The following is a 21,447-nucleotide window of genomic DNA, read 5'->3' on the forward strand; positions in this document are numbered from 1 at the left end:
TAATTTCACTATGCATAACGAGCTATTCTGACGAATAAACGAACCTGTTCGTTTATTTATTGTTTGCTTATAGGTAGCGCTTAGGCAGCGCCTTTAAGGTGGAATCAGGCATAGTTTCATTTATGGGAAGCGCCTAGTTTAGAAATGCGACAAATATGCAGTTATTTCATCTGAAAATACTCTTATTTAAGGGATTATGGTCAAAAATGCATTTATTTTGGTCTCTTTTCCTATTTAAGTGCCTAATCGAGAAAAATAACTGCATATTTGTCCTTATTTATCGAAAAATGATGGTTTCTACTTAAAATAGCTGCACTTTTGTCCGCTCCATCTTTATTTATGCGCTCATACTATACGCTCATTTGGAGGATTGCGCAAATACGAGCTGTCCCACGTTAATTTTGCGCCCAACAATCAGCAGAAAACCATCAACCATCAACAATTAACCGTCACGAATCAATAAAAAATAACCTCCCATCTCTATGCGTTATAGATTCGGAAGGTTATTTACATATTATTAGATTGTTCTTTATTGTTATTTGTTACTCTTAAGAGACAGCCTCTGTATGTTACTTGTCTTCTCCGATAATACGAACTTCCGTCTCCAATTCAACATTGAATCGGTCTTTTACTGTCTGCTGCACGTGATGGATAAGCGCAATATATTCAGTAGCGGTAGCCTGATCGACATTGACAATGAAGCCAGCATGTTTCGTCGATACTTCTGCACCGCCTACACGAGTACCTTGAAGTCCACTTTCCTGAATCAGTTGGCCAGCGAAATAACCAGGAGGGCGCTTGAACACACTGCCGCATGAAGGGTATTCCAACGGCTGCTTTGATTCACGCAGATAGGTCAATTCCTCCATTTTTCTTTGAATGGGTTCAACATCAGCATGGACAAGCTTAAATGTAGCTTCCAGTACAATGTATTGTTTGCGCCCGATTACACTTGTGCGATAGCCGAGCTCTAGGTCTTCTTTCGAAAGACGAAGCAGTTCGCCTTCTGAAGTAAGTACGAGCGTATCTTGCAGTACATCGGAAATCTCGCCGCCGTAAGCACCTGCATTCATATAGAGTGCTCCACCTACAGAGCCAGGTATGCCGCAAGCAAATTCTAAGCCAGATAGGCTGTGCTTCAGTGCGAATTTGGAAGTATCAATAATAGCGGCTCCGCTTTGTGCAACGACGAGCGAGTCAGAAACGCGAATGTCCGTTAATTGCTCGAAGCTTAATACGATACCGCGAATACCACCATCCCGAACAATGACGTTGGAGCCAAAGCCCAATATGGTAATGGGGATATCGTGTTGACGAGCGAAGCGGACGACCTCGGCTGCTTCCTCGTAGGTTGCTGGTGTAACGAATAGATCTGCTGGTCCGCCCATGCGCGTGTACGTATGCTGACATAATGATTCTTCAAGTTGTATCGATGATTCGGGAATAATCGTTAGTAATTGTTTATAAAGATCAAGCCATTTACTCATATTGTTCATCCTTTATGTGTGATTAACCCTATCATTATATCAATCATTGACGGAATGAGCCATGATGGAATATACATCGGATAATTCCAGCCCGTCATATATCGTATGTGCATCTGCCTTTATAGTTGCTAGTACAATTAATGGAATGAGCGTCTGTATCTTAATCTGGACATTATCATTAAAATAGAAATGACGCATTGACTCTGACGTAACGTTATAGTTTATTCTAAATTTACGAGGTGATGAGGAGATGTACAAAGTGAAAGAGGTGGCGGACTTGGCGGGGATCAGTGTGCGCACACTGCATCATTACGACAGCATTGGACTGTTGAAGCCAAGGAAGATGGAAGAGAACGGGTACCGATATTATACGGATGATGATCTAGAGCGGCTGCAGCAAATTCTCTTTTTTAAAGAGTTGGAAGTTCCGCTCGTTGAGATTCAGCGCATTATCGATCATCCGAGCTTCGATCGCAAGCACGCCCTCGTCTCCCATAGAAGCATGATGCTGCAGAAGAAAAGTCGCCTCGAACGATTGATTCATACGGTGGAGGAAACTCTCCAATCGATGAAAGGAGTTATTGCGATGACCAAAGAAGAAATGTTCGAGTCTTTCGATATGGCTGAAATAGAAGAGCATCAGAAGAAATATGAGCAGGAAGTAGAAGAAAAGTATGGGCACACGGATGCTTATAAAGAATCGATGGAGAAAACATCGACTTATACGGCTGATGATTGGAAGCAAATTAAGCATGAGTGGGACTATCTCTACAAGCAAATTGCGGAGCGGATGGATAAAGGCCCTGCGGATGAAGAGGTGCAGGAGTTAATTAGCGAATACCGCTCATTAATTACAGCGAATTTCTACAATTGCACGTTGGAAATATTCCGTGGACTTGGGGATCTATATACGTCAGATCCTCGGTTTACCAAAAATATCGATAAAGTTAAGCCTGGATTAGCATCTTTCTTGCAGCAGGCGATGCATATCTATTGTGATCGTCAATAAACGAAGCCATTCTGGCTTCGTTTTTTTATGTAGGTCTACTTAGTTGCTGGCCATGATGACGATAACCGACACGATTATTGCTAGCATTCATACGATGATAGAGAGATAATCCATTGCTAGTATAAGGAGGTGGGATTTATGGCTACGCTAATATCTCATTTTTACAATGAAGAGTATTTGCTCCCGTGGTGGTTAATGCATCATACGAAACTATTTGATCGCGGTATTTTAATTAATCGGGGCTCAACAGATCGCTCTATAGAAATATGCCGAACATTCGCCCCTCATTGGGAAGTACGAAATTCTCGAGTCCCTCAATTCGATGCGATCGAAGCAGATCGTGAAGTGATGGATATCGAAAAAGAGTGTATGGGCTGGAAAATGGTCTTAAATACGACTGAATTTCTCTGTGTCCGCAATAAGGAGCAATTTTTCAGTTCCCTTTCTGATAAAAGCATGCGCATGTATTTGATCAAATGGTTTCTGCTCGGAGATCCCCCGAATTACCCCTATAGCGACCCTGTTTATACAACCCCTTTAGTACAGCAAAGGTTTCATGGCTTCTTCTCCCGTGATCCGAACCAGCCCTATATGGGTAGGCTGATTCATAATTATGATCATGGTGGCTATACGATCGGTCGACACTGGTCTCCGCATCCCTTTATTCCATATGAAGGGCCTGCTTATGTATTTAAGTTTATTTACAGTCCGTGGAATGAGGCGATGCAGCGCAGAAAGCTGCAAATCGGGCCTACGCTTTCGATGCACAGCCTCCTAAACAGCTACGGTGCTCAGCACATAACGACGCCGGATATGTTGGAGCAAGCTCGTCGGCAATTTGCTCATGGGGTTGTAGATTTACGGCTGCTCCCGGAATATCAATCATTATGGCTTACCAGCACCCAATAGGGATATGGTGCATAAAGTGTGTCAACGACAATCGGTTATTCTTATTGAAAACATGGACAGCTAGGGGTGAAGGTAAGTGAAGGCAGTGATTCTCGCAGGTGGATACGGGACACGAATTGGTGAGGAGACCAACTTGAAGCCGAAGCCAATGGTTGAAATCGGGACGCAGCCGATTTTGTGGCACATTATGAAAATATTCAGCCACTATGGAATTGGTGAGTTTATTATTTGCTTAGGCTACAAAGGCCATATAATTAAAGATTATTTCTCCAACTACCGTATGTATCGGTCAGATTTCACAATTGATATGAATAAGGGTGAGATTACGTATCATGCCACCAACGCAGAGCCATGGAAAGTGACCTTGGTCGATACAGGCGAAGGAACAGAGACGGGTGGACGTGTAAAGCGAATTGCAGATTATGTTGGTGATGAAACCTTTTGTCTTACCTATGGCGATGGGGTAGGCAATGTAAATATAGAAGAGCTGATCCGCAATCATAAACAGCATGGGAAATTAGCTACTGTTACGGCAGTGCAGCCGCCTGGCAGATTTGGCTCTCTTTTAATTGAGGATCAAACGGTCATGAACTTTAGAGAGAAGCCTGTAGGGGATGGCGGTTGGATTAATGGCGGCTTTTTTGTTCTGGAACCAGCTGTTTTCAACTATATAGCAAATGATCAAAGCGTATGGGAAACGGATGTTTTAGCAAAGTTAGCTGAACAGAAGCAGTTGGCAGCTTATCGTCATAATGGTTTCTGGCATCCTATGGATACGATGCGTGATAAGAAAAAGCTGCTGTCGTTATGGGAAGATAATCAAGCGCCTTGGAAGGTTTGGTAAGTATGGAGGAACATTCATTTTGGCATCAGAAAAAAGTATTCATTACAGGTCACACAGGATTCAAAGGAAGCTGGCTTACACTTTGGCTCACCTCACTAGGTGCGCAAGTAATCGGTTATTCTCTCCCTCCCACTTCAACTCCTAATTTATTTGAGGCAGCAAAAGTTTCAGAGCTATGTACATCCATCCAAGGGGATATCAATGACTACCCCTCATTATTGCACACTATAACCAAATACCAGCCCCAGATTCTACTCCACCTAGCAGCTCAACCGCTAGTCCGACCATCTTATCGAGAACCTGTTTATACGTTTGCTACCAATGTATTGGGCATCGCCCATGTGCTGGAAGCAGCGAGACATACGAAAAGTGTGCAAGTCATCGTGAATATTACAAGCGATAAGTGCTATCAAAATGACGGGCTCGGGCATCAGCATTTCAAAGAACAAGATCCGCTTGGCGGACATGATCCTTATAGTGCTAGCAAAGCATGTGCGGAAATAGTAAGTGACTGCTATCGCAAGTCCTTTTGGGATGGAGGCTCATCTTCTAACCCAGTATTGGCAACGGCAAGGGCCGGCAATGTAATCGGTGGGGGAGATTGGTCGGAAGGGCGGCTGTTTCCAGACATCTTTAGAGCTGCTGCCACAAAGACTTCTCTGAGCATAAGAAATCGAACGGCAATTCGTCCTTGGCAGCATGTGCTGGAACCGTTGCAAGGTTATATACAGTTGGCTGAAAAATGCTGGGGCAATAGGCAGTATGCTGAAGCATGGAATTTTGGTCCCACTTCACAGGCACATGTAACGGTGGATGAATTAATTCGTCTAGCTTCCGACCATTGGGGTGAGCCGCTGGATATTCAATATCAATTATCGGATCAGACTGCTTATGAAGTGCCGATCTTGACGTTAGACAGCAGTAAAGCTGTCCAGCAGTTAGCTTGGCAGCCTAAACTATCGATAGAGAAAGCTGTGGAGTGGACGGTTGCGTGGTATCAGCAATATCAAGCAGGGGCAGATATACGCTTATTTACACAGCGGCAAATTGAAGCTTACATCAAGGGAGAAGGAGTGTAGAGTATGGCACATTCAACCTGTCGTGTTTGTAAGGCGGCGCTCACGCATACCTTTTTAGATTTAGGAGTATCTCCCCTTGCCAATTCATTCTTAACGGCTGAGCAACGAAATCATATGGAGCCGTTCTATCCTCTACATGCCTACGTATGTGATGCTTGTCTGCTTGTTCAGCTAGGAGAAGTTGAATCCCCGCAACGAATATTCAGCCATTACTTATATGCAAGCTCATACTCTTCCAGCTGGCTCAAGCATGCAGAGGCCTATGCGGACATGGCAATTGAGCGATTCCAATTGAACAACGAGTCGCAAGTGATCGAAGTAGCAAGTAATGATGGCTATTTATTGCAATATTTTCACCAACGCAGCATTCGTACACTCGGCATTGAGCCCGCTTCCAATGTGGCTGAAATTGCAAAGGGGAAGGGAATCCCGACAAGAGCTGCATTTTTTGGAGAAGAATTAGCGAAGCAGTTAGTTCAGGAGGGATATCAGGCAGATTTATTAGTTGCCAACAACGTGCTGGCTCATGTGCCTAACGTGCATGATTTTGCAGCGGGATTAAAACGACTGCTGAAGCCCAATGGAGTAATGACGATTGAATTTCCGCATTTGCTAGAACTGCTGCGTGAACAGCAATTCGATACGATTTATCATGAACATTTTTCGTATTTCTCTTTGCGAACTGCCCAGAAGCTGTTAGCTGAGCATGGGCTGGAAGTTGTCGATGTCGACCAGATTCCAACGCATGGAGGCTCGTTACGATTGATAGTCCAACATGTCGAACATGCAGGCGAGGTCGCGCCGAGTGTAGGCGAGATTGTTCAGCTCGAACAAGAAAATGGTCTGAATCAGCTTTCTACCTATACACAGTTTTCACAACGAGTGGAGCTTAAAAGGCGTGAAGTTTTGAGCTTTTTTACGTACGTACAGGTAATGGGCAAAAGCATTGTTGGTTATGGCGCGCCGGCAAAAGGAAACACCTTCTTGAATTATTGTGGTATCAGCAAAGAGTGGCTCCCCTATACCGTGGACCAAAGCCCGCACAAGCAAAATCTATACTTGCCAGGCACACGTATCCCGATCAAACACCCCGATGAGATCAAGCGGACGAAGCCTGATTATGTTTTGATTTTGCCATGGAATCTTAAACAAGAAATTATGGAGTCGCATGCTTATATACGAGATTGGGGCGGGCAATTTGTTGTGCTAATTCCTGCTGCTCAGGTGTTGTAGGATATGAAGCGGGTACTAGTTACAGGGGGAAGTGGATGGATTGGCAGGCATGTTACAGCTCGGCTTCTGGAAAAAGGGTTTGAAGTGCATGCTACGTATCGAAGAGCTGTGATTTCCAATTCCAATACGTCTGCGACTTGCCATTGGCATCAGGTGGATTTGTTGGATGAAGCGGCAGTGACGAGCCTTATTCACAACGTACAGCCTACTTATTTGATTCATCTTGCTTGGGAGGCCGTGCCTCCGCAATGCTATCGCTCTATCACGAATTATCATTGGGTGCATGCCAGCATGGCACTCATTCAGCGCTTCGTGGAGAATGGAGGAACAGATGTTGTTATTGCAGGCAGCTGCGCGGAGTATGAGTGGGAAAATGGATATTTAGCGGAACAAAGCACGCCTCTTTCTAATAAAACTCCCTATGCACTCTGTAAAAATACGCTGCGTACGTGGCTGCAGTCTTATGCTGAACACGTAGGCTTGCGAGTGTGTTGGGCTCGAATTTTTCATCTGTACGGGCCGCATGAGTCTGGCAAGCGATTTATTTCCAGTATCATTACCTCTTTGTTGAAGAAGGAAGAAGTGTTATGCACGCATGGCAGGCAATCTCGTGACTTTCTTTATATAGAGGACGTAGCAGCAGCCCTTGTTTCCTTGGCGATGAGCAAGTTGGACGGCGTTGTGAATATTGGTTCTGGTCGGCCTGTCCCGCTGAGGCTAATCGCCTCGATCATCCAAGAGCAGATGGGTAGCAGGGCTTCTATTCACTGGGGAGCGATTCCGCTGCCGGCAGATGAACCTTTATTTGTTGGAGCGAATATCGAGCGGTTGACGAAGGAAGCACATTGGAAGCCCGCCTACACCTTGCACGCGGGACTGATAGAGACAATAGCATGGTGGCGCCATCAAGTAGAGGAACAATGTTAGCTTGATCGTACTTGAACGAATTTAGGATGGTGATACTCATTCATAGCGGCTCCTTTCCTTATGTCAGCAAAGCGCATGATATAAGGATTTTTTTGTTAGAAACAGGATTGCACTCTAGTAGCATAAACGCTATAGTTAGTTAAAATTCAATCGATGCGTGACCCAGTTGTAAATAAGCTTAACTCGAGTGAAAATCCATACCCTCCCACATCAATTAATCAACAATGGCTGCAATCGTTCGCGATGCAAGAGCAGCGTCATCATATTGATATTAGGTATTTCCCTTCACCGCGGTTAAGTGATAAACTGGATTTACTTAGAAATGTTAGTGCCTATTGCTGCGTCAAGAAGGTATCGACTATTAGCTATTGCATAGAAGGGGAGTAGTGAGATGACTAGACAAAATGAATTTACAGCTAAAGATAGCACATCCCTAGAAGATAATTTGTCTGCCCAAGTGCTGCAAGGGTTGAATGGCGGTTCATGGATCCGCAAGCTATTTGAAGAAGGTACACGACTAAAAGCGATTCATGGTGCGGATAACGTTTGTGATTTTTCCATTGGCAATCCTGTAATAGATCCGCCTGCTTCTTTTTTGAAAGCCTTGCAAGAAGAAGTGGCATCCGCAGCACATGGCAGCCACAGCTACATACCGAATCAAGGTTTACCAGAAGCACGGGCCAAGGTGGCACAGTTTCTGTCTGAACGTTTCGCTGTTTCGATTCGTCATGAGCATGTGGTTATGACAGTGGGAGCGGGTGGTGCATTAAATGTTGCTTTAAAGGCGATATTGAATCCAGGAGATGAGGTCATCGTTCTTGTGCCTTACTTCGCGGAATACAAAGGATATATTGAGAACTATGGCGGACATGCCGTACCTTGCTTGCTGACGGAAGATTTCCAGCCAGATATCGAGCGTCTAGCTCAAGTGATAACGCCTCGTACGAAAGGGATTATCGTGAATACACCGCATAATCCAACGGGAGCCGCATTTGAGCAAGCTCGCCTTGATGCGCTGGGTAAGCTGCTGCAAGACGCTCAGCATAAATATGGTCACAGCATTTACATGCTGTTCGATGAGCCGTACAGCCAGCTCATTTATGATGCACAGCTAGCTAATCCATTTATTAGCTATAACCGTGTCGTCGTGGCGAGCTCGTTCAGCAAAGACTTAGGGATAGCAGGCGAACGACTTGGTTATATCGCGCTTGCAGAAGATACACCGAATGCGGAGCTGTTAACGAATGCATTCGTATATTGCAATCGCACGCTAGGTTTCGTCAATGCACCTGTGCTCATGCAGCGCGCTGTTGCTCGCATGGATAGCTTAAAGGTAGATGCCTATGGCTACCGTGAGCGCAGAGACTTAATCGTTAGTGTGTTGGAGGAAGCAGGCTTCACGTTCACGAAGCCGGAGGGCGGGTTCTTCGTCTTTCCAAAATCGCCAATCGAGGATGAAGTGGCATTCTGTCAGCATGCGGCGCAACAATACCGCATTTTGATTGTGCCAAGCCGAGGCTTTGGCCTTCCGGGCTACTTCCGTTTATCATTCAGTGTTTCTCCTGAGCAAATTGAACGCTCCCGCCCATTGTTCAAGGCCTTGATGAATGATTTTAAATAGGATTTAGACTGGGCAAATGCTTGTTAACTAGCATATTGTAAATATTTTTATAGTGGACTCGCCCTCGGGCGGGTCCTTTTTGCATGCGAACATTGTATAATGACATTGTCGTCTGTTGTCATAACTTGCAACGTAAAGGCTCATGATTCCGTATATATTTGGTAAAGCTACCGTCATGGAACGCAAGATCACAGACAAGGTATCTAACATGTGAACCTTTTAGAATAGCAAATTTTTTACAACCTCTATTTTATTTACCTTTATCAAGTTTTAATCCCGTATTACCGATAAATCTACATCGCATTTGATGTAAATAACATTCAAGGAGGCGAGCGTATGCGACGAGTGAAGCGTAGTGCTTATCATCGTGCCGGAATGTTGTGTGCCATGCTCATCATGAGCGTTATGTTGTTCTGTTATCCGGCTCCTAGTGCGCAGGCAGGCTTGTGGGATTGGATGGAGGGCATATCAGAGATGCCTAAGGAATTCAACGAGCTTAAGGGCCAATATGATCAGATGGAGCAATCTTTAAAAGACTCCCAACAGCGTTATCATGAGATGACGGACAAGCTGAACGGTGAAAATGATCAGCTGCGCAAGCAGAATGAAGAACTAATGAACCGTTTGCTTCTATTGGAGGAGCAGGAGCTTAAGCAGAAGCAGCAGGTACGTAGAATATTTATTACCATAGCGACGGCCGTTGGTTTACTAATGTTGTATTTTGTGATGACTAGAGTGATGCGTGTGATGGTATGGAGCCGTCACCGCAGTCGATAGCAGGTGCAGTTATGAATATTATTAATGAAGCAGAAGCGGTATTATCACAAGCTTTATCGATAGAGCTCGCGGCAGGCGAAGTCGTCTATATTCTTCATCCGGGGCAAATTCTATCCTTTCAAGGCGCTTCTGCACAACGAGAAGATCAGCTGATGGATATAGCAGGTATTTACCGTAAACGCAAATTCGTCCAATCCCGTATATCAGGACCCGTGAAGTTTATGATTGGGCTGCCGACGGGATTCAGCATGCAGACGATTCCAATTACAGCAGGGTCGGATTTGTTATTTGAATGGAAGCATGTCATGTTCTACACAGCGGGCATGAAAGTGGATCGTCGAGTTCAGACGTTTAAAAATGCAGTCATTACACGTGAGCTCGTCAAAATGAAGTTTACTGCTGAAGATGGCTTGCTTGGCGTGATTTCGCATGGACCTCTTTATCGGATGGAGCTCGATCCCGTGCGACCGACTTACGTTGATGTCAGCTGCCTAGTCGCATATCCTGAGAACGCACAATTAAAGCCTGTCGTGTACGGTAACACTTTAGCGAGTCAGCACATGAACTATCATTGGGAAATAACAGGGAAAGGTTATGTGCTGCTGCAAACGAGCAAGTCGGATGGGCAATTGGAGCGTGATCTTGAGGGCGGCGGATTTATTAAGCGTATTTTACGCGAAGTTATTCCATTCGGTGGTGTGTTTATAAAATAAGGGGCGATAGGAACTGTGGCAGTTCATAGTGCCGTTGTCTGCAAATTTTCGATTATGTGCTAGTGAAAAGGGATGACAAGAGTCGTATACTCTCGTCATCCCTTTTTACGTACATACGAATGCCTAATTTCAGGTTGTTAATGAAGCAGGTCGATATGCTCTCGAATATCGGCTGTAATATCGGTAATAACTCCATCGACTCCTAGTTTATAGAAGTGTTCAGCACTATCCACGTCGTTCACCGTCCACACGTATAGCGGCTTATTCAGAAGCTTTGCGGACGCAATAATGCGAGAACTAATAAACGATTGCTCAATTGCAAAATAGTCTACATCATAAGGGTGAAGCGAACGAAATGCGGCAAACATGACATATCCAATTTTGATTTTCGGAGCTGCTGCTCTAAATTCCTGCAGAAATTCATAATCGGTACTTTGTACGTATACCTCATCTTGAATGCCATGCTTATGAATCGTGTTCACGAGGGAAGCGACTAAATCCTGCTCGAAGCCATGTGGCTTCAAGTCGATCGTAAACTTCGTCTTACCCTTGAAGGTTGAGATGACTTCATCAAGCGTAGAGATACGGCTCGTTAGTCCGTTATCATGCAGTGAAAGCTTCTGAAGTTCTTCCCATGTAATGTCATAGATCGGGATGTCATGTCCCGTTAGTCGCTTCAAGTTCTCATCATGAAAGACGACTAGCTTGCCATCCTTCGTCTGCATAATGTCCAATTCGATCCGATCTGCTCCCGCCTGCACTGCTCCTTCGAAAGCTTCCATCGTATTTTCGATGCCTGATGAAACATCCCCGCGATGAGCCATAAGGATAAATTCATCCCGCTGAGCAGGTTGTTCACTGGCAAACAGCATCGTAAGACCCCAGCCAAATGCAATGCATAACAGCATAATCATCGTAACGAGCTTGCCGCCCTGCTTCTTCACTTGCTGTTTCTTGCCTTTTTCGCATATCCAGTAGGTTGGATCAATGCCATCCTCATCGGCAGCATAATCGCTTGGCTCTGTATATTCCATATATACGCGAGTGATTGCGATAACGAACAAAGGTGTGAGCAATAAGGACAAGGTGTATAGCCCCAAGCTCATCATCATGCCAAGTGCCATGTCGATAGCGATGCTTTCACCCAGTATCCAGATCGTAAGCACAAGGAACAGTACAAGCAAAATAAAGAAGAATACAACGATAAGAATCGCAACAAGCAGCCACTCCGCAAGTAAGGCGAGAAGGGTGAATTTGCTGCGCCAGAACAGCCGTGCACTTTTACGCACGACTTGGACGAAGCGCTGCGCTCGTTCTAACACGAGAATTGGTAGTGCATAAATACAAATCAAGTTCATTGCGATTATGAAAGCACCAAAGCCTACAACCGCGAGTAATCCAGCCAGCGTCTTCATGAGTTCACTAGTAATAAACTCAGGGATAAAAAGGCTAGGAAGAAGCGAAGCACCGAACCCTGCATCCAAGAGCGGGAAGAGCAGCAGCAGGTAGATAGCTAAGCCAAGCAAGCCGATTCGACCGAGCTGTGGCAGTCGTACCAGTACTTTCATTAGTACGGCACGTACCCGAACCTCACGTCCTTGAATGCTGTAATAAGCAATATAGACGAGTACAGCGAATTCGGTATAAATAATAGCAATCGCAATGGGCGCCAGCACGATTAAGCTCACCATTCCATGTCTGCTGAATAGGAATCGGATGACATCATGATTGGCAATCGCTTGATAGCCGCCCCAATCCAAGATTTGATTAAATAGCGCAGACATAAGCGGAATAAATATCCCGATCGTCAACAATTTGTATACGAGTTCAAATAGCAGCAAAGGACGCCATGACAACTTCAATACCCGCAATACTTCGCGGGTCATGCGCATGACTAAGCTTTTTTTAGATGGTATAGCATCATTCATATCGTTCATCCTCGTTCAGTTCATTACATAATCAGACGCAATATAACACACATACACGTCAGAGAGGTCTGTTTCTATTTATACACATTATTATGGCAAACGCATCAGTCCAATGTCCAATGTTGAATGCTACCCACCAGTATGTACCGTTTTTTGTGGAGATTGTGATCCCCTTCGTTAGCATACTCAATATAAGGAGGCATAAACATTCATGACAAGCCCTATAAGCTATACACCTTATCAATTACTTGTTGAAAGCTTTGAAACAGCATTGGGGCTTGGAAAAGAAGCAACAACTAAGGGTGGAGTTTAATTTGTTAGGTAAAATAAAAAAAAGGCTCCTGAACATCAGGAGCCTTTTTAGGAAGGGGGAAACTTGGGAACTAACAATTGGGAATAAAATAGTAATCAGATTACTTCGTCTGCTCTTTAATCGAGCTTACAGCAGTTGCGTTTGAGCCAAATTGAATGCGATAAAGACCCCACACAATAAGCGTAACAATGAACAATACAAGAAAAATATTGCTGTATACATACGCATTTTCATTCATCATAAATGGATTAAGACGAAGTGAAGTGGAGCCGCTATCAAGCATTTTTCCAATTACGCTCATCGCGATTGCTCCAGAAATAAAGTTCAACATGGAGAACAAGCCCATGCCAACTCCAGTCTGCTCTTTGGTCAACGTTCTGGAAATTGTATTCGACATTCCGATGCTCATAAAGGTTTGTCCTACATTACCAAGCATTAAAATGATTGCGATAGCATAAGGCGATATCCCAACAAAGGTGGATAGAAGCATGAAGCATAGCAGCATCAATAATGATGCAGTTTTGATAAGAGCTGAGTTACCGTGCTCGTCTGCCAGCTTGCCGCCTTTCCGTCCTAACAGCGCTGCTGCAAGAGCGGCTGGAGTCAGCACGAAACCGATGCTGCTAGCAGAAAGCTCATTTAAAGCAGTCAAATATTGCGGTGTCATAAATGTAATACTGAAGCTCATCGCCGTCGCCATAAACGTAAGCAGCAATCCGACAGAGTAACTTTGATTGGTGAACAGTTCTGGCTGTATAAATGGATTGGCAGCCGTTCGGATTCTAATAATGAACAGAACGAGCAGTACAACCCCACCTAGAAGCATCCATAGGTTACTTTGTGTTATCGCTAGAAGAATGAGCGCAACGGTTCCACCTAATAGACCACCGCCAAGGAAGTCGATCGCTTTCGCTTCGCCCTTTGCATCGTCCAAGTATTTACGGAAGAAGGGTAGAGTAAGCAAAGGAAGCAAAGAGAACAAGAACAGCATTCGCCAGCTACCGACGCTAGTAATTAAGCCTGAAACGACTGGTCCTAGTGCACTACCGAGTGCAAGTCCGATAGCAGATGTGCCAAGTGCTCGTCCACGCTTCTCCGGAGAGAAGTAACGAATTGGAATAATCATGGCTATAGCGGGAAGAACAGAAGCTCCCGCAGCTTGCAGGATACGACCGACAATAATCATCCAATATTCAGCAGCTAACATCCCCACGATTGATCCGAAGGCGAAGACGAGGAGACCGTACGTCAACAGATCTTTCAGGCGATAGTTATCGGCAAGTTTACCGAATACGACAGAACCTACCGCATAAAGCACCATATAACTGGTCATAATCCAACTAACCTGAGATGGTAAAAGGCTGAATTCCTGACCGATGGCAGGTAAGGCTACGTTGAACATCGTACCGTTCATCACAGAAAAAATTAACGTAACAACAAGTACGCGAAGCAATTTATCGGCGTTAGCGGCTTTGTTCGAATCGATCATGATGTGATGTTTCCTCCATTTCTCGATGCTCCAATTTATGTTGAATGGGCTGAATCAACAGCCACACCACTTTAAATTGCATTTTATTTTGAAATAAAGATAATAACTATAAAAATAGTGTGTAACCTCTCTAATTAATAATACTGAGGCCACACACTATTTGTCAACATATCTATCGCTTTATTGAATAAAGGCAAGTATCAGTGCTAGGACGAGAAGAACGATAGCAGCTACCATTTGCTTAAAAGGATGCTTTACACGGATGTGGGAAATAACAGCACCTACCATGATACATGCAATCCAGAGTGCAGCAAGGGCAATCAGTTCTTTATTCCAGAAACCTATAATCAAACCAATAACTCCGACCATAGTCGTTAAACCAGTTACTACTCGAAACCATTGCGGCAGTCTTAATTGTTTAAAGGCTTGTACCTGCATAGCCGAACCGACGATTTTGCTCATTCCTGCAAAAAGAAACATAAAAATGAGTAGTCCTTGAAGAACGTATGATAAAATGGTCATGAAAATTTACCTCCTAGAAATATTGTTTCTTTATTTAGTTCCCTTTGTATGAAATTGATTTTACTATTTTGTTTCGTTATACTTCGTATTGAGCGTTTTTCCGCTTTTCTTTATACGAACGATAGATGAATGACATCATCGATAATGCTGTGAAAGTCTCCCTCCTTACTGTTCAGGGAATAGCTCATAATGGGGGTAAGCTGTAACAAGGCGCTAAGACATATATCTAATAGTGAGGAACCTCATTAAGAGGTCTCGCTTTAAAATGCGCGCTAGATGAGAATATATTGTATATTGGAATAAGTCAAGGAGGTCTTACCATGATTCCGTATTCAAGTACTCCACAATCAATAGACATTATTCATGTTCTAATTCGCACAACGTACCACATTCAACGGGAGTTTGATGCCCAACTTTCAGCACTTGATGTGCCTTTTCAAATCTCTGGTCCGAGATTGCGACTCCTTTCTACCGTGTCCCAATCAGGCAGTATTCGTATGAATGAACTCGCTGCTAAAATTGGAGTTAAGGCTCGTTCGGTCACAGATATTGTAGATGCGTTGGAAAAAGATAAGCTTCTCGTACGTATTCCAGATCCGATGGACCGCCGAGCAACGCTGATACAGCTCACGAAGCTTGCAGAGACTCATTTGAGCGAAGTTCTTGCCCTTCAGGATGAAATATCGGATAGGTTACTAGGGAATATTTCCATTGAGCAGCGAAAGCAGTTCCTCGATCTTTTATTTCAATTAAATGAAAATAAAGACCTGTCACAGCCGTGTGAAGGTTTTAAGTAACTATTTAAATAATAAAAATGCACCTGTTACGGAAGACATTGGAGAACCACATTCAGTAAGTGGGCCAATGAAAACGATAATAGGTGCGTTTTTAATGTTGATCATGGAAAATATGGAGTTTGTATACGTAAGTTGTTAACAATATAGAAAGTTACTCGATTAGAGCAAGCCCTCAATAGACGCAGCTAGCTTGGATGGGTTTGTCTGCGGTGCGTAGCGATTAACGACACGGCCTTGTCGGTCGATAAGGAACTTCGTAAAGTTCCATTTCACATCTGAACCGAGTAATCCCTTCTTCTCAGCAGTAACATATTGGAACAATGGTGAGGCGTTGTCTCCCTTAACATCTACTTTCGCATACATGGGGAACGTTACACCGTAGTTCAGTTGACAATGCTGCAAAGTCTCTTCGATATCGCTAAATTCTTGATTTGCGAACTGATCGCAAGGAAAGCCTAGAATTTCAAAACCCTGTGCCTGATATTGCTCATACAGTTCCTGAAGTTCCTTGAACTGCGGGGTAAATCCGCATTTGCTAGCTGTATTCACGATAAGAAGTACTTTATCGCGGTATGTTTCTAGCGAGATTGCTTCTCCAGATGGCTTCTTCACTTCTATTTCGTAAATGGATGACATTTTTTCCTCCTTCTTGGCTCCATTTCTTTCATGGGCCAGGCTGTTGCTCTTATCGTAAGGCAAATGATGATACAGTTCAATGTTGCCTTGCATATTCAGCTTTACAATCTCATGGATTCCCCGATAAACGTTAACAAACAGTGGAGCAGGATTATGATCATAGAGGTCGAAAGAGTGAGGAGCATGAATTGTCACAAAATAATGGATCATTATTTTATATATTTCAAGAGGAGTGGAATGGATGGAATTACAGTTGAAAGGGAAAGTAGCAATCGTATTAGCTTCATCGAAAGGTCTTGGTTATGCGGCGGCTGAGGCATTAGCTGCTGAAGGAGCACAGGTTACATTGGTAGGACGCAGTGCTGCTAGCTTAGTGGAGGCGGCTGCTCGTTTGAAGGTGAAGACAGGAATCGAAGCGCTGACGGTAGAGGCGGATATTACAAGTGCCGAGTCGATCAAGCGCATTGTGGAAATGACCGTGGAGCGTTATGGAACAGTTGATATTTTGGTAAATAACTGTGGTGGGCCGAAGCCGGGCAAGTTCGATCAGCTTAGTGACGAGATGTGGCAAGAAGGCTTTGAGCTGACACTGCTTAGCTACGTTCGCGCTATTCGTGAAGTTCTTCCTTATATGCGAAAAGGAGGCTTTGGTCGAATCATCAATATTACTTCTTCGTCCATTAAGCAGCCAATCGAGACGTTGATGCTATCTTCTACCTTCCGCGTTGGTGTTGTAGGTCTTGCGAAGACATTGGCTCCTCAATTAGCACAAGAGGGTATTCTTATTAATACAGTTGGACCGGGTAGATTTGCAACAGATCGAGTTGAACAACTGGATGAGCTGGCTGCTGAGCAGAGACAAATCTCTATTGAAGAGATTCAAGCAGCAGAGGCTGCACGTATTCCGATAGGACGATACGGTGCCCCTGAGGAGATGGGACGTCTTATCGCTTTCCTTGCTTCTCCTGCAAATAGCTATATGACAGGACAATCTTTGCTTGCAGATGGTGGTACGGTTACAGCGATATAAAAAACGATAAAAGAGAAACGGCTATGCTTCGTCTATCGCCTTTCTAAGCTTAGGTGCCGCAAGGCGTCTTATAGTTAGACATGCTATAATAGATGAATTATCGTTGTTGCAACACGGAATCGATATCGTTTTTGACTCCGTATATCGTGCAAGGAAAGGAAAACATAATGAAAATTCTCGTATTGGCGGAAAAGCCTTCAGTAGGGCGCGAGATCGCGCGTGTGCTGGGCTGCCGTGACAATCATAAGCACTATATAGAAGGTTCGGAATATATCGTCACTTGGGCATTAGGACATCTAGTTGGATTAGCTGAGCCGGAGTTCTATGACAAAAAGTATCAGCAGTGGAATCTTGAAGATTTGCCGATGATGCCAGATAAGATGCAATTGACGGTATTACGTGAGTCGTCGCATCAATTCAAGATCGTACAGCAGCTGATGAAGCGTGCAGATGTGAAGGAATTGATTGTCGCGACGGATGCAGCTCGTGAAGGCGAATTGCTGGCACGTTGGATTATGCAAAAAGTGAACTGGCGCAAGCCGTTTCGTCGTTTATGGATTTCTTCGCAGACGGATAAGGCAATTAAGGAAGGCTTTAAGCGGCTGCGTCCAGGTACAGACTTTGATCGTCTCTATGAATCCGCTCGTTGTCGCGCAGAAGCAGATTGGCTTGTTGGTTTAAATGTGACGAGAGCCTTGACTTGTAAGTTCGAGACACCTTTGTCTGCTGGCCGCGTGCAGACGCCGACATTGGGTATTGTCATGCAGCGCGAGAAGGACATTGCTGCCTTCCGTTCGCAGGAATTCGATCAGCTCATTGCCGATATGGGCGGCTATGAAGCGATGTGGCGCGGAGCAAATGGCGATGCGCGCGAATTTGATCTGGATGCGGCGAAGAAGCGCATGGAGAAGCTTGCGAATGAGCGCGCTGTCATCACTGACTTGAAGAAGTCGAAGCGCCAGGAGCCGCATCCGCTCGCTTATGATTTGACAGAGCTTCAGCGCGATGCGAACCGCCGCTTCGGCTTCTCAGCGAAGCAGACGTCCAACGTGCTGCAGCGTCTTTATGAGCAGCACAAGGCGGTTACGTATCCGCGTACGGACAGTCGTCACCTTTCTTCGGATATGACAGGTACGCTCAAGGAGCGGCTGGAAGCGATGGCAGCAGGTCCTTATGCTGCTTTGGCAAGAACATTGGCGAAGCGCACGCTGCCAATTACGAAGCGTATTGTAGACGATGCCAAAGTAACGGATCACCATGCGATTATTCCGACAGATGAGCCGTTGCGTTTGGCACAGTTCTCTCCAGAGGAGCGCAAGCTGTATGATCTTATTGCACGCCGCTTCTTAGCGTTGTTCTTACCGCCAACCGAATGGGAGCAAGTCGCGTTGACTCTTCGTATCGGCGATGAGACGTTCGCAGCGAAAGGGCGTACAGTTGTAGAGCAAGGCTGGCGCCAAGCGTATGATAATGATTGGAACGACGAAGAGGAAGAAGGCCGTTCCGCAGATGCGCGCGAGACAGAGCGAATTCCTCGCCTTAACGTGAATGACACCGTAAATGTGAAGCGCCTCTATGTGCAGCGGGATCGGACGCGTCCGCCTGCTCGTCATACGGAAGCTTCTATTTTAACGCAGATGGAGAAGCATGGACTTGGTACCCCTGCGACTCGTGCTGATGTTATTGAGAAGCTCGTGTCTAGTGACACCATTGAGCGTGAGGGTGCTCACCTGAAACCTACAGGCAAGGGCAAGCAGCTTATTGAACTCGTATCATCCGAGTTGAGAACGCCAGAATTGACAGCGAAGTGGGAACGTGAACTGGAGCGCATCGCACGCGGTGAGCGTCGTTCAGGCGACTTTATGCAGCAAATACGCGAGATGGCAAAGCAGCTTGTGCAAGGTGTTAAAGCAAGTCAAGCGGAGTATAAGCCGCATAATGTGTCCCATAGCCACTGTCCTGATTGCAATACTCGGATGCTGGAGCGGAAGTCCAAGCGAGGCAAGACTCTGGTCTGCCCGAACAAGGAGTGCGGCTACAAGCGCTCGGCAGATAAGCAGCTTTCGAACCGCCGTTGTCCGCAGTGCCGTAAACGTATGGAAATGAAGACAGGCAAGAGCGGCAAGTTCTTTCAATGTTTGCCGTGCAACGTCATTGAGAAATTGGACGGTGCCGGTGGCAAAGTGAAGAAGCATGAAGAGCGGAAGCTTGTGAAGCAATATACGAAACAAGAGTCCCTTGGTTCAAATCTAGGAGACTTGTTGAAGGCGGCATTAGCAAAGCAAGACGAATAGTCTGATTGATGTAATAGCTTTGTCTCTCCTTGGCGTACAGGAGGGACAAAGCTATTTGTGTTTCTGTTTACTTTCCCTCTATAAAACTTCCAAAATTTCCTCTCTATCATTTACCCAAATCTGAAAATCTTGTAATGATTGCGTAACTTTAGTTTGATAGAATCAAAGAAGTTAATGTCGAAAGTGGTCATACTCGGTCAGATTAAGTTGAAGGAAGTGGAAGTTGGCGTGAGAAATACGAACATGGTGAGGGTGGATTCACGGAGAAATAACCGACGTAAAAAATGGATTCTTCGTATTATTTTACTGGCATTATTGGTTGGTATCGGTTATGGGATATATACAGTTGGCAAACAATTGTGGGGCCATGACGGGATGTCGACAGCCTCTAAGCAAGGACAACATGTCGTTACTAACGTTGCTGCATTTGATACTGTAACAAAAGAAAAGCAATCGCCTACGATGTACAATGGCATGAAGCGTAAAGTTGCCTATTTGACATTCGATGATGGACCTAACACACATACACCAGAGATTCTTCGTATTTTGAAGGAACATAACGTAAAAGGAACATTTTTCATGCTAGGCAACAGCATGCAGCAGCATCCGGATCTTGTAAAGCAAATTGCAGATGAAGGTCATTATCCAGCGCTGCACAGTATGACGCATGATTACACGAAGTTGTATAAGAGCGGAAATGCCGATAACTTTATCGAAGAGTTTAATGAAGCCCAACAACTGGTGAAAGATGCGACAGGCGTCACGACGAAGCTTATTCGTGCCCCTTATGGCAGTGCGCCGCAGATTAAAGAGCCGTTTCGTGATGATATCGCTGAGTCAGGCTTTAAGATGTGGGACTGGACGTTGGATACACTAGATTGGCAATACGCAAGAAACCCTTCTGGAATGCTGGATGAAGTGAAACGAGGCTTGAAGAAGGATACAGAAGTTATTTTGATGCATGATCGCAAGCAAACCGTTCAAATACTGCCGGAAATCATTGAGTATATTAGTTCACAAGGTTATGAATTTGAAGTATACGACCCTAATGCTCATTTTGTCGTGAACTTCCATCATGATGAGCGCCTGTAAGCAGGGTAGGAGGAGATCGAAGTTGACGTTTTGGAAAAATAAAATTGGCATTATAGCATTGATCGTCGCTATGGCAACGATGCTGGCAGCGTGCGGGGCGCCTTCAAGTGAGAAGTTGTTTAGTTCTTTTGAGCAGGCTGCTTCAACGGAAAGTGCAGCATCAGCAGCATTTGAAGAACTAAAGCAATTAGAAGCTAGAGATCAGAAGCAGTACAATACCATTTTGGACAAGGGCGAGCGCAGCAACGTGAACGTACAGACGCTGATCACACAGACGATGTCTTCATTGGATCAACGCCAGCAGGCTATGACGAAAGTGAAAGAGCAGGTAACGGCTGCTTATGAGCATGTTAAGCAGGCACAGTCTCAAGTGGATAAGCTGGAGACTGCACAAGGCAAAGAGCAAGCTGCGCAAGCATTGACTGCTTATACGAAACGCTACGAAACGGTTCAGCAACTGGCGACACAATACGAAAAGTTGATCGCATCAGAGCGAGCGTTGTATGAACAGCTCAAAGCTGAACAGACGAACTTGAAGCAGCTTCAGCAGGCGGTGCGTGAGCGCAACCAGCAGTGGACGCAAGTGGATCAGTTAAAACAACAGTTTAATCAGTACACAGAACAGTTTAATACGAATAAAGATGCTTTTTATAAAGCAGCGGGCATTCAAACGGATAAAGCTAACTCTTCCAAGTAACTAGATGCGAGAAGAGAAGATGCTTTTGAAGGGCGAATGCCCTTCTTTTA

The 21,447-nt window shown here is 44.8% G+C and carries 19 protein-coding genes; 14 read left to right on the forward strand and 5 right to left on the reverse strand.

All coding sequences use genetic code 11. From position 1 onward, the window contains the following. Positions 1–569: 569 nt before the first annotated feature. The gene (murB, locus tag FPZ44_RS00740; protein WP_144986475.1) at positions 570–1,487 is read right to left on the reverse strand and encodes a UDP-N-acetylmuramate dehydrogenase; all 918 of its coding nucleotides are present in this window, start codon (positions 1,485–1,487) and stop codon (positions 570–572) included. A gap of 250 nt (positions 1,488–1,737) precedes the next feature. Here murB and FPZ44_RS00745 point away from each other — a divergent pair, with 250 nt between their 5' ends. The 9 genes from FPZ44_RS00745 (at position 1,738) to FPZ44_RS00785 (ending at position 10,599) form a co-directional block, all read left to right on the forward strand. Continuing rightward, entirely contained in the window at positions 1,738–2,496 is a 759-nt protein-coding gene (locus tag FPZ44_RS00745) for a MerR family transcriptional regulator (protein WP_144986477.1), read from the forward strand. Positions 2,497–2,634: 138 nt separating this feature from the next. After that, complete coding sequence (locus tag FPZ44_RS00750) at positions 2,635–3,405, forward strand: glycosyltransferase family 2 protein (RefSeq protein WP_144986479.1); 771 nt, start codon at positions 2,635–2,637, stop codon at positions 3,403–3,405. 76 nt (positions 3,406–3,481) lie between these two features. Next, positions 3,482–4,249, forward strand: coding sequence for a glucose-1-phosphate cytidylyltransferase (gene rfbF, locus FPZ44_RS00755; protein WP_144986481.1), 768 nt, complete (start codon positions 3,482–3,484; stop codon positions 4,247–4,249). A 2-nt stretch (positions 4,250–4,251) separates the two neighbouring features. Next, entirely contained in the window at positions 4,252–5,328 is a 1,077-nt protein-coding gene (gene rfbG / locus FPZ44_RS00760) for a CDP-glucose 4,6-dehydratase (RefSeq protein ID WP_144986483.1), read from the forward strand. 3 nt (positions 5,329–5,331) lie between these two features. After that, a complete protein-coding gene (locus FPZ44_RS00765; RefSeq protein ID WP_144986485.1) occupies positions 5,332–6,561 on the forward strand; it encodes a class I SAM-dependent methyltransferase in 1,230 nt (409 codons plus the stop codon). A gap of 3 nt (positions 6,562–6,564) precedes the next feature. Then, positions 6,565–7,488 (forward strand): NAD-dependent epimerase/dehydratase family protein, encoded by a 924-nt coding sequence (locus FPZ44_RS00770; protein WP_144986487.1) that lies wholly within the window; start codon positions 6,565–6,567, stop codon positions 7,486–7,488. Positions 7,489–7,879: 391 nt separating this feature from the next. Continuing rightward, a complete protein-coding gene (locus tag FPZ44_RS00775) occupies positions 7,880–9,109 on the forward strand; it encodes a pyridoxal phosphate-dependent aminotransferase (RefSeq protein ID WP_144986489.1) in 1,230 nt (409 codons plus the stop codon). A gap of 336 nt (positions 9,110–9,445) precedes the next feature. Then, a complete protein-coding gene (locus tag FPZ44_RS00780; protein WP_144986491.1) occupies positions 9,446–9,886 on the forward strand; it encodes a hypothetical protein in 441 nt (146 codons plus the stop codon). An 11-nt stretch (positions 9,887–9,897) separates the two neighbouring features. Then, entirely contained in the window at positions 9,898–10,599 is a 702-nt protein-coding gene (locus tag FPZ44_RS00785) for an AIM24 family protein (RefSeq protein ID WP_144986493.1), read from the forward strand. Between the two features lie 137 nt (positions 10,600–10,736). On the opposite strand, the gene FPZ44_RS00790 is transcribed toward FPZ44_RS00785, so the two are convergent. From FPZ44_RS00790 to FPZ44_RS00800, 3 genes are all read right to left on the reverse strand, one after another. Beyond that, entirely contained in the window at positions 10,737–12,527 is a 1,791-nt protein-coding gene (locus tag FPZ44_RS00790) for a glycerophosphodiester phosphodiesterase (RefSeq protein WP_261378156.1), read from the reverse strand. Positions 12,528–12,940: 413 nt separating this feature from the next. Next, the gene (locus FPZ44_RS00795; protein ID WP_144986497.1) at positions 12,941–14,329 is read right to left on the reverse strand and encodes an MFS transporter; all 1,389 of its coding nucleotides are present in this window, start codon (positions 14,327–14,329) and stop codon (positions 12,941–12,943) included. A gap of 180 nt (positions 14,330–14,509) precedes the next feature. Then, positions 14,510–14,851 (reverse strand): DoxX family protein, encoded by a 342-nt coding sequence (locus tag FPZ44_RS00800; RefSeq protein WP_144986499.1) that lies wholly within the window; start codon positions 14,849–14,851, stop codon positions 14,510–14,512. Positions 14,852–15,171: 320 nt separating this feature from the next. Between FPZ44_RS00800 and FPZ44_RS00805 the strand changes: the two genes are divergently transcribed. Beyond that, positions 15,172–15,648 carry a MarR family winged helix-turn-helix transcriptional regulator gene (locus tag FPZ44_RS00805; protein ID WP_144986500.1) on the forward strand — a complete coding sequence of 159 codons (477 nt, stop codon included), beginning with the start codon at positions 15,172–15,174 and terminating at the stop codon, positions 15,646–15,648. Positions 15,649–15,807: 159 nt separating this feature from the next. On the opposite strand, the gene FPZ44_RS00810 is transcribed toward FPZ44_RS00805, so the two are convergent. Beyond that, a complete protein-coding gene (locus tag FPZ44_RS00810) occupies positions 15,808–16,284 on the reverse strand; it encodes a glutathione peroxidase (protein ID WP_144991614.1) in 477 nt (158 codons plus the stop codon). A 241-nt stretch (positions 16,285–16,525) separates the two neighbouring features. On the opposite strand from FPZ44_RS00810, the gene FPZ44_RS00815 reads away from it, so the two are divergent. The 4 genes from FPZ44_RS00815 to FPZ44_RS00830 all read left to right on the forward strand — a co-directional run bounded on the left by FPZ44_RS00815 (position 16,526) and on the right by FPZ44_RS00830 (position 21,397). After that, positions 16,526–17,314, forward strand: coding sequence for an SDR family oxidoreductase (locus FPZ44_RS00815; protein WP_144986502.1), 789 nt, complete (start codon positions 16,526–16,528; stop codon positions 17,312–17,314). A gap of 167 nt (positions 17,315–17,481) precedes the next feature. Then, positions 17,482–19,608, forward strand: a complete 2,127-nt coding sequence (locus tag FPZ44_RS00820) for a DNA topoisomerase III (RefSeq protein WP_144986504.1) — start codon at positions 17,482–17,484, stop codon at positions 19,606–19,608. Between the two features lie 174 nt (positions 19,609–19,782). Beyond that, a complete protein-coding gene (locus FPZ44_RS00825) occupies positions 19,783–20,700 on the forward strand; it encodes a polysaccharide deacetylase family protein (RefSeq protein ID WP_261378157.1) in 918 nt (305 codons plus the stop codon). A 22-nt stretch (positions 20,701–20,722) separates the two neighbouring features. Then, positions 20,723–21,397, forward strand: coding sequence for a YkyA family protein (locus FPZ44_RS00830; protein WP_186785862.1), 675 nt, complete (start codon positions 20,723–20,725; stop codon positions 21,395–21,397). Positions 21,398–21,447 lie beyond the last annotated feature (50 nt).

Origin of the sequence: Paenibacillus agilis (genome assembly GCF_007786455.1) — a bacterium.
GTDB lineage: Bacteria > Bacillota > Bacilli > Paenibacillales > Paenibacillaceae > Paenibacillus_B > Paenibacillus_B agilis.